This is a genomic window from Streptomyces sp. NPDC057543 (genome assembly GCF_042801895.1).
GTDB lineage: Bacteria > Actinomycetota > Actinomycetes > Streptomycetales > Streptomycetaceae > Streptomyces.
Map to the genome: position 1 here is coordinate 16,035 of NZ_JBHVFF010000072.1, position 14,352 is coordinate 30,386.

At 66.8% G+C, this 14,352-nt stretch carries 14 protein-coding genes and 3 pseudogenes; 11 read left to right on the plus strand and 6 right to left on the minus strand.

All coding sequences use genetic code 11. The features are described from left to right. Positions 1 to 367 precede the first annotated feature (367 nt). From ACFU8Q_RS15045 to ACFU8Q_RS15060, 4 genes are all read right to left on the minus strand, one after another. Positions 368 to 1,114, minus strand: a complete 747-nt coding sequence (locus tag ACFU8Q_RS15045; protein WP_384452976.1) for a hypothetical protein — start codon at positions 1,112 to 1,114, stop codon at positions 368 to 370. A gap of 103 nt (positions 1,115 to 1,217) precedes the next feature. Further along, positions 1,218 to 1,673 (minus strand): tellurite resistance TerB family protein, encoded by a 456-nt coding sequence (locus ACFU8Q_RS15050; protein WP_384452979.1) that lies wholly within the window; start codon positions 1,671 to 1,673, stop codon positions 1,218 to 1,220. 44 nt (positions 1,674 to 1,717) lie between these two features. Continuing rightward, positions 1,718 to 2,299, minus strand: a complete 582-nt coding sequence (locus ACFU8Q_RS15055) for a TerD family protein (RefSeq protein WP_384452982.1) — start codon at positions 2,297 to 2,299, stop codon at positions 1,718 to 1,720. 59 nt (positions 2,300 to 2,358) lie between these two features. Next, on the minus strand, positions 2,359 to 2,934 hold the full coding sequence (locus ACFU8Q_RS15060; protein WP_384452985.1) for a TerD family protein: 576 nt from the start codon (positions 2,932 to 2,934) through the stop codon (positions 2,359 to 2,361). A 215-nt stretch (positions 2,935 to 3,149) separates the two neighbouring features. Between ACFU8Q_RS15060 and ACFU8Q_RS15065 the strand changes: the two genes are divergently transcribed. The 8 genes and pseudogenes from ACFU8Q_RS15065 to ACFU8Q_RS15100 all read left to right on the plus strand — a co-directional run. Next, on the plus strand, positions 3,150 to 3,581 hold the full coding sequence (locus ACFU8Q_RS15065; RefSeq protein WP_384452988.1) for a BlaI/MecI/CopY family transcriptional regulator: 432 nt from the start codon (positions 3,150 to 3,152) through the stop codon (positions 3,579 to 3,581). A gap of 4 nt (positions 3,582 to 3,585) precedes the next feature. Then, positions 3,586 to 4,518, plus strand: a complete 933-nt coding sequence (locus tag ACFU8Q_RS15070; protein ID WP_384452991.1) for a M56 family metallopeptidase — start codon at positions 3,586 to 3,588, stop codon at positions 4,516 to 4,518. Positions 4,519 to 4,872: 354 nt separating this feature from the next. Beyond that, positions 4,873 to 5,222 (plus strand): annotated as a pseudogene (locus ACFU8Q_RS15075) (tyrosine-type recombinase/integrase); the annotation flags it as partial. Between the two features lie 1,489 nt (positions 5,223 to 6,711). After that, positions 6,712 to 8,037, plus strand: coding sequence for a hypothetical protein (locus ACFU8Q_RS15080; protein WP_384452994.1), 1,326 nt, complete (start codon positions 6,712 to 6,714; stop codon positions 8,035 to 8,037). 259 nt (positions 8,038 to 8,296) lie between these two features. Next, complete coding sequence (locus ACFU8Q_RS15085; protein ID WP_384452997.1) at positions 8,297 to 8,593, plus strand: tyrosine-type recombinase/integrase; 297 nt, start codon at positions 8,297 to 8,299, stop codon at positions 8,591 to 8,593. 225 nt (positions 8,594 to 8,818) lie between these two features. After that, positions 8,819 to 9,238 carry a transposase gene (locus ACFU8Q_RS15090; protein ID WP_384453000.1) on the plus strand — a complete coding sequence of 140 codons (420 nt, stop codon included), beginning with the start codon at positions 8,819 to 8,821 and terminating at the stop codon, positions 9,236 to 9,238. 268 nt (positions 9,239 to 9,506) lie between these two features. After that, complete coding sequence (locus ACFU8Q_RS15095; RefSeq protein WP_384453003.1) at positions 9,507 to 10,184, plus strand: hypothetical protein; 678 nt, start codon at positions 9,507 to 9,509, stop codon at positions 10,182 to 10,184. Positions 10,185 to 10,399: 215 nt separating this feature from the next. Then, positions 10,400 to 10,549 (plus strand): annotated as a pseudogene (locus ACFU8Q_RS15100) (IS110 family transposase); the annotation flags it as partial. Between the two features lie 146 nt (positions 10,550 to 10,695). Here ACFU8Q_RS15100 and ACFU8Q_RS15105 read toward each other — a convergent pair. Then, positions 10,696 to 11,040, minus strand: coding sequence for a hypothetical protein (locus ACFU8Q_RS15105; RefSeq protein WP_384453006.1), 345 nt, complete (start codon positions 11,038 to 11,040; stop codon positions 10,696 to 10,698). Positions 11,041 to 11,137: 97 nt separating this feature from the next. Here ACFU8Q_RS15105 and ACFU8Q_RS15110 point away from each other — a divergent pair, with 97 nt between their 5' ends. From ACFU8Q_RS15110 to ACFU8Q_RS15120, 3 genes and pseudogenes are all read left to right on the plus strand, one after another. After that, positions 11,138 to 11,347 carry a helix-turn-helix domain-containing protein gene (locus ACFU8Q_RS15110; RefSeq protein ID WP_384453009.1) on the plus strand — a complete coding sequence of 70 codons (210 nt, stop codon included), beginning with the start codon at positions 11,138 to 11,140 and terminating at the stop codon, positions 11,345 to 11,347. Continuing rightward, positions 11,347 to 11,463, plus strand: a pseudogene (locus ACFU8Q_RS15115) (site-specific integrase); the annotation flags it as partial. The gene ACFU8Q_RS15110 and the pseudogene ACFU8Q_RS15115, both read left to right, overlap by 1 nt. 128 nt (positions 11,464 to 11,591) lie before the next feature. Beyond that, complete coding sequence (locus ACFU8Q_RS15120; RefSeq protein WP_384453017.1) at positions 11,592 to 12,308, plus strand: DUF1963 domain-containing protein; 717 nt, start codon at positions 11,592 to 11,594, stop codon at positions 12,306 to 12,308. A 374-nt stretch (positions 12,309 to 12,682) separates the two neighbouring features. Here the strand turns inward: ACFU8Q_RS15120 and ACFU8Q_RS15125 are convergent, their stop codons facing one another. Next, positions 12,683 to 13,429 (minus strand): hypothetical protein, encoded by a 747-nt coding sequence (locus tag ACFU8Q_RS15125; protein WP_384453012.1) that lies wholly within the window; start codon positions 13,427 to 13,429, stop codon positions 12,683 to 12,685. Between the last annotated feature and the right edge of the window lie 923 nt (positions 13,430 to 14,352).

A 14,352-nucleotide genomic window follows, 5' to 3' on the forward strand; every position in this document is an offset into this window, starting at 1 on the left:
ACGCTGAAGACAGGGCTGAGCAAGGAAATGGCTGTGCTGGATACCTGCTACCCGCGCACCAGTTGGCTACGAGGTCGGTGACCACGACGAGACGGGCGAGGTCAACCCCTGTACGTCTGGCGCGGATCAGTAGCAAGGCGGCGACCGTGTCGAAGAAGGCCAGAGAAGACCCGTACGCGTTCAGCCAGTTCGGCGCCCAGCCGTAGGGGTGGAGGCCATGACGAAGGAGGTCGGAGATGTGGGCGACGGATCCTGCGAAGAGCAGGCCGGCCGCCCACGCGCAGATCAGCGACACCACCCACCACGGGGTACGGCAGACCCATCCGAGCACGCCATGGATCACCCCAGGCCGCGCACAGCCGGCGGGTTACGCCGATGCTTTCGGGCTGCCGAAGCCGGGCCCCGAGAAGTGCGGGCTCCCGAAGTCGGGGCTGGAGAAATCGGGACTTCGGTAGCGGGGGCCTGCCTCCTGGCCGCTGTCTGTGGGAAGTGCGTCGCGTTTCCGGAGCTCCTCACGGAGGAAGGGGAGAAGGGCGTTGTCTCGAAGGCTCCGCAACCAGGCTTCGCGCGCCTTGTTCACTTCCGGCGATCGAGCGGCGTGCGACCTCGGCGCGGACGCCGTGTGTTCCACGGCCGTGCGGTAGAGGTAGAAGAGGCCGACGGCGGCGGTCATTGCCCCTATGCCGAAGCTGGCCCAGCCCGCGGTGATCAGTGCGTCGGCCGTGGGTGTTCGTCCACCCGCCAGGGCCAGGCCGTAGCCGATGAGCAGGAATGCGGCCGCGGCGACTACGGCAAGGACCGGGGTGAGGACGCCCAGGACAGGCAGCAGACCTGCCCCGTGCTCCTCCTGTCCTCTGCGGCCGGACAGCGGGAGGGCCCGGTGTGAGTCGTCACCGCCGGCCATCTGCTGCCGCAGGGACGTGTAGGTCCGGTACTCGGTATCGGCAACCGCGGCGATGCGGGGCCCGGCACTGAGTCCGCGGATACGCAGCTGACCGGAGTTGAGGGAGGATCGCTCCAGCAGGCCCCGTATCTCAGCGGTCCGTATGGCTTCGTCCAGCGCCAGCGCGTAGTCGGGTCTGTCCTCGTCCTGCAGTCTGTACGTGCTGTTCACGCCATTCCCCCGTCGAGTACGAACTTCGCCGTGCATCCCCTTGTCCGGCGGACAAGGGGATGGGCGTGCCGTGTGTGTACAGCACGCCCACGCCGCTGAGGACCTACAGGTCGAACTCGGTCGGCGAGATGCCTACCGCGAAGCAGGCTTCGCGGACCACGGCACGTTCGGACTGGTCGAAGTGGCCGTCGGCGCCGCCGATGACGATGCCGATCTGAACGACAGCGCGGGCCTCGGTGGGCTTTTTGCTGACCTTGCCGATGGTCTGCAGAACGCTGACCTTTCCGAATTCGAAGTCGGAAGTCAGCTTCTGGCAGTACTCGTTGAACCGGCGCTGCAGATCGTCGGCGGGGAAGTGCTGCAGGACGTCGTTGCCTGTGATGAGGGCGGCGACCCGCTGCCGCTCGGTGGGGTCGATGGAGCCGTCGGCTGCGGCGACGAGGGCGCACATGGCCATGCTCGCGTCGCGGAAGGCGCCGCTCTTGAGGTCGTTCTTCTTGGCGTTGAGCTGTGTCTGCATCGTCGAGGCCGATTCCTTGATGCGGTCCCACAGTGCCATGCGGATGCTCCAGGTGTGGTTGTTCTGTCCGTTGGGGGGTGGTTCTAGAGGTGTGTGGAGATGGCCGGCAGTAGATCCTGGAAGGTGCGCCCGTCGGCCGGGGCGCCGATGGCGGCCATCTGCCATCCCGTACCCGACCGTTGAACCTTGGCCATGATCTGAGCGGTGTGGCGGCCGCCGCCGGTCAGTGTGTAGCGGGCCAATTCCTGACCGGTGGTCTCGTCGACCAGGCGGCAGAAGGCGTTGTCGACCTCTTCGAATGTCTGGCCGGTGAAGGAGTTCACGGTGAAGACGATCTGGTCCACGTGGGCCGGTACGCGCGACAGGTCGACGACGATCGATTCGTCATCACCGCCCTGGCCCGCGCCGCCGACACGGTTGTCGCCGGTGTGCCGGACCGACCCGTCGTCGCTGATCAGGTGCTGGAAGAAGACGACGTCCTGTGGAGTCTTGTCGGCGAAGAGGACAGCAGAGGCGTCGAGATCGATCTCGCGGGCGGTCAGCCGGGCAAGGAACCCCCTGCGGGGGGCGGACTTCCAGCCCAGCCCCATGCGTACGACGGTGAGTTCGCCGCCGCCGGACTTGGTGAGGCTGATCTGCTGGCCCTTGGACAGGTTGACGGTCATGGCTCCACTCTCGACAAGGTGCGGTACTCAGGGCGGGGGAGGGACGGGGCCGAGCCCGGTCAGAGGCTGACTCCGAAGTCGGCGACGATGCCACTGAGGCCGGAGGCGTAACCCTGCCCGACAGCACGGAACTTCCACTCGGCTCCGTTGCGGTACAGCTCCCCGAAGACCATGGCCGTCTCCGTGGAGGCGTCCTCGCTGAGGTCGTAGCGGGCGATCTCGGCGCCGCCTGCCTGGTTGACCACGCGGATGTACGCATTGCGGACCTGCCCGAAGCTCTGGCCCCGCCCCTCGGCATCGTGGATGGAGACCGGGAACACGATCTTGGCGATGTCGGCCGGTACAGCGGCCAGGTCGACCTTGACGATCTCGTCGTCTCCCTCGCCCTCCCCGGTGAGGTTGTCGCCGGTGTGTTCGACCGAACCGTCCGGGCTCTTCAGGTTGTTGTAGAAGACGAAGTGCTGATTGGACTTCACCTTCCCGGCCTCGTCGCACAGCAATGCGCTGGCGTCCAGGTCGTAGTCCGTTCCGGTGGTCGTACGGACATCCCAGCCCAGACCGACGAGGACCGCGGTCAGCCCGGGTGCCTCCTTGGTCAGCGAGACATTTCCGCCCTTGGCGAGGCTCACACCCATGGACTTTCTCCCTCAACTACGCATCGGCGGGCCCGCGCGTGACCGTGCGGGCACCGAGTGGCAACAGCTGAAATCTACAGCACTGTAGAGTTGATGTGAGTGGTGCAAGCCGGGGAGTCCCCGATCGCGCGAGGTACCCGAGGGGCTGGGTACGATGCCCGGCGCCCGGCAGTTGTACGACCGGCATCGGGCAACGGTACGAAAGGGGCCGCGTCGTGGGCGCAGAGGAAGACGGCCGCTCGCGGGAGCCGCGCGCCCGCCGGCGTGGACAGGGCGAGCTCGAAGCGCAGGTGCTGTCCGTGCTGGGCGAGGCCAGCGAGCCCGTCACCGCGGTTTGGGTACAGGAGCGCCTCGACGGCGGATTGTCGTACAGCACGGTCATCACGATCCTGACGCGGTTGCTCGACAAGCAGGCGGTCACGCGTACCGGTTCGGGGCGCCCGGTTCTGTGGCAGTCGACGGCGAGCGGTGCAGGGCTCACCGCTTTCCGTATGCGGCGGCTCCTCGATCAGCGGGACGACCGGGATGCCGTGCTGTCCAGCTTCGTCTCTGCGCTGTCCCCGGACGATGAGGACCTGCTGCGGTCGCTGCTCAACGAGAGCGGTCCAGAACCTTCCGACCCGCCTACGGATGAATCGGAGGGTTGAACCGATGGGCGTCTTTGTCTATCTGCCCCTCGTTCTGCCTCTCACGGCGCTGCCCATCGCGCGCTTGGCCGAGCAGCACCTGCACCCGCGAAGCGCCGCCCGTCTCCTGACCGGTATCGCTGTGATTCTCGCGTCGTGCAGCACCTTGTGCCTCGGCCTTCTGGTCGTGGTCGGGACAGCCCAACTGCCCGGCAACCCGCTGCCCGACGGCTGGTCGGACGACGAGGTCCGGGAGGCTGTTCCGCACGACAGGATCGCCGGGAAGACATCGATCGTCGCTCTCGCGGTCGTAGCCATGGCCTGCGCGTCCACGGTGCGGCGCCACTTCCGCTTCCGTTCCCGTGCGCACAGGGCACTTGCGGAGTTTCCGACGACATCCGAAGTGGCCGTTCTGCCCGACAGTGTGCCGTATGCCTACGCGCTACCCGGCTCACCGGGCAGGATCATGGTTACCTCTGCCATGCTCGCTTGCCTGACGACGGCTGAGCAGCGTGCACTCCTTGCCCACGAGCGGGCCCATCTGGCTGGTCGACACCACCGCCTTTTGCTCGCCGCCCAGTTGGCCGGCTGTGCCAACCCGCTCCTGCGACCGCTGCGCGCGGCCATCGCGTACAGCACGGAGCGCTGGGCGGACGAGGAGGCCGCCATCGACACCGGAGACCGGCGGCTCACGGCCCGCGCCGTCGGCAAAGCGGCCCTCATCTCGCACCGTGCCACTGCTCCTGCCGTTGCCGCCTTCGCCGCGGCCGGTCCTGTACCTCGGCGGGTGGCCGCACTGCTGGGTCCGGTCCCGCCGGAGCGGGGCTGGCCACCGGCTGGTACCTCCACGGGGATCGCGGCGTTCATCGCCGCGACGGGAACCGCAGTATCCACTCTGTCCTCGCTGAACGCGGTCTTCGCGCTATTCGTCGTACTCGAAGCGGCGACGCCGCTGTAGTCGTGGCGCCAGGTTCACGGAACCCGCGGAAGCCCGGTATGCGTCGCATCACATCGGCGAAGTTGATCAGTGCTCCGGACACCGCGGCGGCCGTGAAGGCACTGAGCGCCGGCAGCCCACGGTTGGCTAGGGCGAACTGCAGGACGACCACGATCGGTACGTGGATCACGTATACGGCGAAGGAGCCAGCGACGAGGGCTTGAGTGAACCGGCTCTCGATCGTTCTTCGAGGCAGCCAAGTTCCGCCGGAACGGCGGCTCCTGGCAGCTGCGGGCCATCGGCGAGCCCGGTGCCGGCCGCACGTTCGAAGACCTGCTGGCCCCATCAGCGCACACCTGTAGCCACGCCGGCGGGATGCGGCAGGCAGCTGCTCGTGCCAAGGCGGGGGAGCGGTGGCAGGAGTCCGGCTACGTCTTCACCACCCGCACCGGCGGCCAGGTCGAGCCGCGGAACGTCTACCGCTCCTTCACCCGCGTCGCCGTGTCCGCCGGCCTCCGTTGATCCGTCTGCACGATGCCCGGCACGGCACGGCCACGCTCCTCACGGCGGCCGGAGTCGCACCGCGTGTCGTGATGGAGATCCTCGGCCACTCTCAGATCAGCATCACCATGGACGTCTACACCCACGTCGTCCAGGACACCCAGCGAGAGGCCATGAGCCACATGGACCGGCTGCTCAGTAAGAGGCGCCCCGATCGTGGGTGACCGCCCGCGTTGATGTCGGAAGTGGATGTCAAAGGCCCGGACCAAGATCGGTCCGGGGCCTTTGCGCTGGTGCCCCCGGGGACGATTCGAACCTGCGACACCCGCTTCGGTAGCGGCATCTCCCTGCCGTGCGTCGTACGCCGGTTCTCCGCGAGGTATGCCGCTGTCCAAGGTTGTTGATCACAGCGATGGATGTCAGGCGTTGGTTGGACGACTCTGGCCAGGGCGTGCTCGTGGCCCTTCTCGGCACCCGCCTGCCGCCCCAATGCTCCAGACTGCGAGAGTGGTCCTGTGCTGCTGGATCCTGAGAACACTCTGTTCATTCGTGGTGCCACGCCCGTGCTTCTGCTGGCTGGCGCGCCTGTTCACGATGCCTTGCCGCCCTTGATGGCGCCGGACGGGGCGGTGCCCTTGTGTGAGGGATGGAGCATCGTCCCTCGACTCACCCTGTGCGTCGTAGACGGGCCTGGCGACCACGGACTTGTTGTTCCCGCCCTCGCTGCGCCGGTAGTCGGTGGGGCGGACGGTGACACGGCATCGAGCGGCATGGGCGACTGGTGCGCGGAAGCAGAGCAGGCCGGCGGGGCAGTCGTTATGTCTTTGGACCAGCTACCCGAGCCACTTGACTGGTCTGCCTTGCTGTCCTCAGGCGCCACACGCGGTGGCTTCATGCCTGCGCTGGCCTGATTGCAGGAGCGTTGGACTCGCGCAGACAGCATTGCGCCTGCTGACTGCGCGAGCCTAGACCGGACCTCTTCGTCCCGAAGCAACTCGGGCGGTCGGTCGGTCAGGGGCCGGTATGCTTCTTAGCTGGTGCGATGGTCCACAGGCGTCCACCCTTGTTCGCCGGCGTGCATAGGTGTTGTCATGCAGTGAGACACTCACCGACCCGCGACGCTTGAGGCTCCCGACCATGCAGGTCTGATTCCCTGCAACGGCCACTCACGACCGTGTGGCAGTCCCGCACCTCGCATCGCCGGCCTTCCGCATGCGCGTTTCCATCGACGTGCTCCGGTCGTACGGGTCGACCTCGGGGCCGTCCCTGAACGTCCGTGGTTGTTCGCGTCAGTATGCCGTCGCTGTAGCGCAGTTAGCCCCTCGGCCGGAGCGCAGAGAACTCAAGGGCAGTCGCCGTCGGCGCCTGCGACCTTCAAGGGTCGGCTTCGCCGACGGGCTGCAACATCCTCGGCTGTTGCAGCCGTCTGTAACCGGAGACCCCGGACAGCTCCCGTTTTGACTGTCCGGGTAGTTCTCGCAAGTCAGCGCCTGAACCGGACAGCCGGACAGGCGGGACCCAGTCCGTGGCCCGCCCTGGGGCAGCCTCCACGGTCTGATGTATCCGCTCTGAGCCATAGGAGGCCTCCTGTGATGTCGCGTTCTCCCCAGCCGTGGATGCCCTCTGAAACGGTGTTGTCAGAGGCATGTCGTACGGTCCGTGCGTTGACTGGTTATCACTGGTCATTCCCATCTGCACGAAAGGGCAGCAGACTTGCGCACTCGAAGCCTCATAGCGCAGACAGCACTGGCGGCTGTGTTCGGCTCCGCCGCGCTGATCGGCGGTACGGCCGTCCCGGCCGCCGCGGACAGCAGCATCGCACTTCCCAGTACCTCGTACCGGGACATCGTGGTCGACGACGTTCACGACCACGTCTTCATCAGCGACCCGGACGGCAGCAGCGTCGTCGTCACCGACTACGCGGGCCAGGTCGTGAAGCAGATCACTTCGGAGAACGGAGCCGCAGGACTCGCCGTATCGGCGGACTCCAGCACGGTGTACGTCGCACTCCCGTCCGCCGACGCCATATCCGAGATCGACACCAGCACGCTGGCGGAGACCGACCGCTACCAGACGGGCGCGGGCACATCGCCCCGGAACCTGGCGCTGGCGGGCGGGAAGATCTGGTTCGGCTATGCGGCTGACGGCCGCGGGGGGATCGGCTCGCTCGAGCTCTCCGGAGCCGACCCGGTCGTCACGCTGGGCCAGTCCACCGGCTGGTACTACGCGCCGACGCTCGCTTCCTCGCCGGCCGACCCGAACGTGCTGGTGGCGGGTCAACAGAATCTCAGCCCGGCCACCCTCGCGGTCTACGAGGTGAGTTCAAGCGGTCTGCAGCAGCGGGTGAAGCGCACATTCTACGACAGCCCGGTCCTGTCCGACCTGAATGATTTCGCCGTGACGCCCGACGGCCAGGACATCGTCGCGGCGTTCGGCTCCCCCTACCGCCACCAGGCCCTCAGCGCCACCGACCTGTCGGTGAAGGGCAGCTACCCCACCGACGCCTACCCCAATGGGGTGGCCATCGCCGCCGACGGCAAGGTTGCGGTAGGTGGGGACGGTTCCCAGCTGTACGTCTTCCGCTCCGGCGCTAGCACCCCGCTGCGCACCTACTCCCCGGGCCGCCAGCTTCCCGCCGGACTCGCCTGGGCACCGGACGACAACCGGCTCTTCTCTGTGACCGGCGACTACCTCGGCGCCCATCCGACCCTGCATGTGCTGGTCGACGCGGGCAAGGCGGAGAGTTCCCTCACCCTTCAGGCGCCGTCGACGGCCGTCAAGGTCAAGGAGCTGACCGTCACAGGCACCCTCAGTGCCAACGACCCGTTCGCGAGCGGTACCACCGTCGAGGTGACGCGCACCGACGCCAAGTCGCCGGGCGGCGTGTCCATCGGCGGCGCCGCCGTCGCGGCGGACGGGAGCTTCCAGTTCACCGACCGGCCGCGCGTGGTCGGCCAGGTCACCTACACCGTCCGCTACTTGGGCGATGACCGGCACACCGCCGCGACCGCTCAGGCCACCGTCGAGGTCACCAAGTAGTACCTCCGCGGTACTCCGGTCCGAGGTCCCCGAGACGCCCAGGCGCCCCGAGGCCTCGGACCAGGGGTTTCAAGCCTTGCGAAACGGTCGACCACCTCACCGTCCGCGTTGGTTAGGCTCTTCGACAAGGCGCCGAAGTCAGCGGCCGGGGTACGGGCCGTCTCCTTCCCGGCCGAGCTGCTCGACGAGGTGCCACCTGGAGCAGTTCGGCGCTCCCGGTCGTGACGGTCACGTCTTCGTCGGGCCCCAGGGCGGGCAGTTGCGGCGGAGCAACTTCCGCGACGACTGGGTCAAGGCCCGGAAGGCTGCGGGCGTCACGGCCGAGCTGCACTTCCACGATCTTCGGCACACGGGCAACACACTGGCCTCGGCTGCCGGGGCCAGCACGCGGGAGCTGATGACTCGTACGGGTCACAGCAGCTCGCGCGCCGCGCTGATCTATCAGTACATGACAAGCGATCGTGACCGGGCCATCGCCGACCGGCTTGGTGTCATGATCCGGATCCTTCTCGGAGCGGTCTCCGACACCTCCGAGAAGGACCCTGGGGGCCCGTAGTGGCACGCGTGTGGCACGACCCCTGAAACGCCGAAGGGCCAGCCTGGGAGGAAATCCCTCCTGAGCTGGCCCTTTTCTCTGTTCTCTGTGCCCCCGGCAGGATTCGAACCTGCGACACCCGCTTTAGGAGTTCGACCGGCCAGCCCCCGCATCTGCGCGCCGCCTCAGGCCCTCGGCCCGACGTGCGCGCGACTGTGTACTGACGACTGCTCTCGTGCGCCTACGTTGCCGTCAGCTACTGCCGTCACGCTCGATCCCCCAACGAGCAGCGCTCTCCTCTTCCCGCACGCCGTGCAGGCCATCGAGGTCAAGCGCCGCCGCACCAGCCGCACGACGAACAAGACCACCATCAAGACGATCTACGCGGTCACCAGCCTCGGCCCCGAACAGGCCACCCCGGAACGGATCGCCGAACTGATCCGCGGACACTGGAAGGTCGAGACACTGCACCATGTGAGAGACGTGACCTTCGCCGAGGACGCCTCCCGCGTCCGCATCGGCACCGCGCCCCGCGCGATGGCAACCCTCCGCAACCTCGCCATCGGCCTCATCCGCCAGGCCGGCTGGACGAACATCGCCGCCGCGGCCGACCACTACCGGTCACGAACCGACCATGCCCTCCAACTACTCGATCTTGAAGCCTGAGAACCTCATCAACCCCGCTCCTCGACCCTGCCGACATCGCTCAGCTCCAGCACCGCGACGAGCACGAGATCGCTGCCGCGAGTGGTGCGGAATGCTGGCCCCCCATCTCCTGTGGGCTTAACCTGCAACCATGTGGGGGCAGGGATCTTCATGGCACAAGAACAAAGCGCTCCTCGCAGTGCAACGTTGTCGGCTCCACCGACACATGCGTCGTACACGGCGCAACTTGCCGCCCTCCCCGGCGGACCCTTGGTCTGCCCGTCGCCGCATGCGGCGGGGGCTGGGGATCGTGGGCGCGGCATGGGCGACGGTCGTCCTCGCGGATGCGGGGCTGATCCGAACCCATGTGCTGAAGGAGACGGACACCGGGATCGCCGCCGGGGCCGGATTCGTCGCTGGAACGCTGGCATACGCGATCTGGTTCGGGTTTGGGGGCACACCGCACGTCTCCACCGTCGAGGGGAGACGGCTCGTATCTGCCCGCACGCTCACCGGCGTCCGCACGATCGAACTGGACGCTCTGGCCAGTGTCCGCCGGTTCGCGGCGGCGGGCGGCCGAGGCCGCCCAGTCGACGAGTTGCGCCTGCGGGACCGGCACGGGCTGGGCTTGACAATCGGCCCTGTCACGCGGGCGGAGGACGAGTTGCGCCTGTGGGACCGGCACGGGCTGGGCTTGACAATCGGCCCTGACACGCGGGCGGAGGACTCCATACGCCGTGCCGTCGTGAGGGCGGACGCTCAACCGTCCGGCGCATCGGTCAAGGTGACCAGGCACGCCCGTAGCCGCCTGGGCTTGGATCCGCGCTCATCCGTTCCCCGCTTCGTGCACTTGTTCTTCGGTGCGTGGGTCGCACTTGCGGCGGTCCTGCTGCCCGCGATGGGCAGCTACACCGTCGCCTGTTTCTTGGCGGGAACCAGCACGTGGATTTCGACATCAGGTCATTGACCGCAACCGGCACCGAATACCACCCGCCTCGACCCGGGCACGCGCCCACGAAGCTCCATCTCAGCACGTGAGAACGCATCACCCCTGCATGACGGCCGAAGCCTGGGCGATCATGAGCACATGGAATCTTCGTGGACGATCAGGCACTTCTCCCAGGCCAACCCGGAGGGAACCGGGCAGGCTGACGTGCCCGCGCTGCTCCGTAGAGTCGCAGACGGAGGTTCTACGACCGCAAACGCGCCGAAGGGAAGGAGCACGTCCAGGCCGTGCTCGCTCTCTCCCGCCGGCGCGTCAACGTCCTGTGGGCCCTGATCCGCGACCGACGCTGCTGCCAGGTCACACCCCCGGTCGCCACGGCCGCTTGACTGTTGGGGCGCGCATTATCCCTCTCGGCCCACTTCCCGCGCGGCTATCTTGATCCAGGGGGCCAGGCCCGCTGCACTGCGATTGGGACGACGGCAGGCGGGATGGCAGCGGGGACCGCTGTGGTTCCTGCTGAGGAACCACTCCTTCACTCGTGGCCTTCAGCCTTCAACCATCGACCCAATGCCTCAAGGTCCTCAGCCACCGACGAAATCTCGGCTCGGACGCTTTCAAAATCCTTAGTTGACCTGCGTTGTATCGACCCGTCGTTGGTTGTCATCTTGAGCATGTGGAGGCGGACGCGCTCCCGGTGCCAGGCCGCGAAACGCCGAGCCTCGTCGGGATCGAGTCGCCCTGACTGTTGCCATCGACGGGTGAGATCCGCCGCCGCGCTGGGTTCCATGCTGCGGAACCAACGCTCAACGAGTCGAGCCGCCGCGGCAGCATCCTCGGCCGGTGTTGGCAGCTTCTTCTTGCTCCTCCAGAGCTTCATCCGCCCCTCCCATTCGTCAGCCAGGCAACTGTACGGGCCCGACCTATTCACGGCCAGATCTCCCGCCTCATCGCTACCGGTGCTGAGCTCGACGTCGATGATTGCGACATGGCCGGAGACGAGGACGCCAGGTGAGCACGTGCTGACGGTGCCCGACGTAATGGAGCGGCTGAAGCTCGGCCGCTCCACGGTCTACGACCTCATCCGTTCCCGGCGCCTGCCCTCGCTCACCATCGGCCGGCGCCGTCGCATCCCTGCGCGGGCTGTGCGCGAGTACATCACCAACGAACTGGAGGCGGCGGCCTGATGGTTCAGCAGCGCAAGCGAAACCCCGATGGCGCGGGCACCATCACCAAGCGCAAGGACGGCCGCTTTCAGTGTGCTGTCTACGTGCTCCAGCCGGATGGCACCCGTGCCCGCAAGTAGACCCAAAGTGGTAGAGACCGAGCGGAGGTTGAGAAGATCCTGGCATGCAGTTCGATGGCCCTGCCGGTTTGAGTCACGCATGCACAGAACGGCTCGGTGAGAAGGCCGGTCGGCAGTTTGCTGCCATGGCCCGCCGAGGCTTTCAGTTGGTCCGCCCAGCGGGAACTATCCAGGCCACTGGGCAATGTCGACTTGGTGGGCCTGCTCTCCTCGAACCGGAGACCTGCTGGCCCGAACAGAACGGGGTTCCGTTGTCCCTGCATGCCGTGCTGGACACCGATGCTCTGGCTATCTGGCTGGGCAACGAACTGCCCACACGACCCGGCCTGCTCAACTTCTTCTACCTCGATCCAGACTTGCCGTACGAGGAGTACCGCAAACTGGACATGTCCGAGTCTGCGGCATACCGCGTCATTTCCGCCGATCCGGCACGGGCAGTAGAGATGTGGGCACCCGAACCAGCGAGACGTTACCCGGCTGTATCTGTCCAGGCGGCTGAGGCAGCCATGCTCCCGGACTGCTGGGACGTCGAGGACGAGGACGTGGAGTTCGACAGGGACCAGCACTGGGGCGCGGCATCGCTCATTCTCGATGAGATGGGAGATCTCGACGGGAACACCGCCGGGAGTCACTGCGCCTTCGGTTGGCCGGACACCTCGTACACGCTCAAGGTGTCGTCCCGCGACGCCGACGGCCCAGCCGTTCATCTGCTCCAGCTTGCCGAGGACACCGAACTCGGATGGGGTTGGGGGGACGCCGGAACGTTGTACTTCACGATCCCGGTCAAGGCGCTTGCGACCGGCGACTTCAGCCAGGCCGTGGCACAGGTTCTCTGCTGTTGATCCGCTCAGCAGGAGATCGGTACCGGAGTCCGCATCGCCGTCGTCGTGTCCACTTCGAGTAAGTTGATATCAAAGGCCCCGGACCGTGATTGGTCCGGGGCCTTTTCCCTTGTGCCCCCGGCAGGATTCGAACCTGCGACACCCGCTTTAGGAGCGAGGTTGGGCGCTCTGGACCTGACCTCGGGCTCCTCGCCCTGGGGGAGTCCGGCACCACGTACTCCTGCGCACTCTGATTCCCCGTGAGACCCCGCCCGTTCTGGCACGGATGTGGCACGGACGCTCTTCGTCTCGAAGCAACTCGGCTGGCCGCGCGTCCTTGGGCTGGTGTCTCTCACCGGCTGCAGTGGTCCGCCGGTGGGCTGTGTGCGTATCGGTCAAAAGGGAGGTTCGAGATCGCCGCGGCCATTGCTGTGTGGCCCCCAGTCCCAGGGCTCCTCCGGGAAAGGTTCAGGGTCGGGGACGTCGTGGCCCCATGCTCCGAGGGCCTTCCGGGCAACGCGTCGGTTGGGGTCGTCGCTGCTGGTGTCCAGGACGCGGCGCGCGTGCACGGCGAGGTGATCACGGTGTTCGGCGAGCGCGGAGTGTTCGGCGAGGATGAGCGCAGCGATGGCGGCGGCTTCGCGCACGTCCTCGTGGCTGTCCTGCAGGAAGGGCGCGACGGCCCGATAAAGCATCGGGCGCAGGTCCCGGAAGGCCGCCACGGTGGTGTCGTGGGTGAGGAAGCCAGGGAAGTACTGCTCCGTGCGGCCAACAATCTCGTCGGAGGCGTCGTAGGCCGTGGAAACCAACCAGTTCAACAGCGTCGCGCGGATGGGGACGTTGCGATAGGGCCGGAGGGTCGTAGTCGCCGGGTGGGTGAGGATGCCGGCGACATACATGGCAACGGGGGTGGTGGCTTCGTAGATGGTGTTCTGGTGGCCGACCAGCTCACCCAGCTCCGACAAAGCAGTGACCTGGACCTTGGGGTCTGGCTCCAACAGCCGCGTCAGGACCTTGGGAAGGTCCTCACCGTTCCCGAAAGCCGTCTGGAGTGAACCCCAATCAGTCTCCGCCAGGACTACCTGGTGGGGCGGCAAGTCAGGCTCGCGGGGAGCCCCGGCGTTGGAACGGCTGTGGTTCACAGGCCAAACCTAGACCAGACTTCTGACACGATTCCCTTCCGGGCCAGTTACTCGGTCTGCGGTCCTGCCGTAGGCGGCTGCTGCATGTGTGGCATGTCACCAGTTTGGAAGACGCCGTATGCGGATGGCCGCTGACCTGGCGACTCCCTGACCTGGTCCGGAGCGAGGTTGGCGCCGCTGTTCCCCGTGAGTCCCCGCTGCGTCCCCTGCGAACGGGCACGCAGCGGGCACGATGAACCTCTCGATGCGAACTACGGGCGGGGCGGTCGTTGGAGTCTCCTCGCCTGCTCATCCGGGCCGTGAGGACCGACTATGGACGATAGCGGTCGGCACGGTTGCTGTACTTCTCTGCTGTATCGCACGAGCATCAGTGATCTGCGCCCTCAGTATCTGCTCGGCTGCGCTGATAGCTGACAGAGGCCGGGATGCTCCAACACGGCAAGACCGCAGCACTGATTATCCCGGACCACGGCTGTGGCACGTTGTGCTGATTAATGACGTTCAGAGCGATTAGAACCGCACCCCAGCCAATCAGCAGAGGCTTCTTTCCTACGTGGCGCATGACGCTGGTGAACGTCCGGAACCGCTGTTGCCGCTTACCGTGTTGAGGCTTCATGGCGGGACCGTACCGACGAGGGCCACTGTTCCGGCAGAGGTCGGTGGAGCGGCTTTGGGCTGGAGCTGCTTTGGGGTGAGTGATCATGGCCCCGTAAGCTTCCGGCGCGTCGGGCAGTCTGTGGACCTGCCCGTTAAAGCACGACGTTGGGGCCATGATCTTCGAGGCTCGCCCCAAAGTGGCTGCCTAAAGCCGTGGAGCCGACCGCCCCAGCCACGACGTGTTCTGACCTCATGCCCGTGTGCCTGCCTCTTGGGCGGGGGCGGGCGGCCGGCGGTGCCGAGCGGGGCGGAGACAGGAGCGCGGG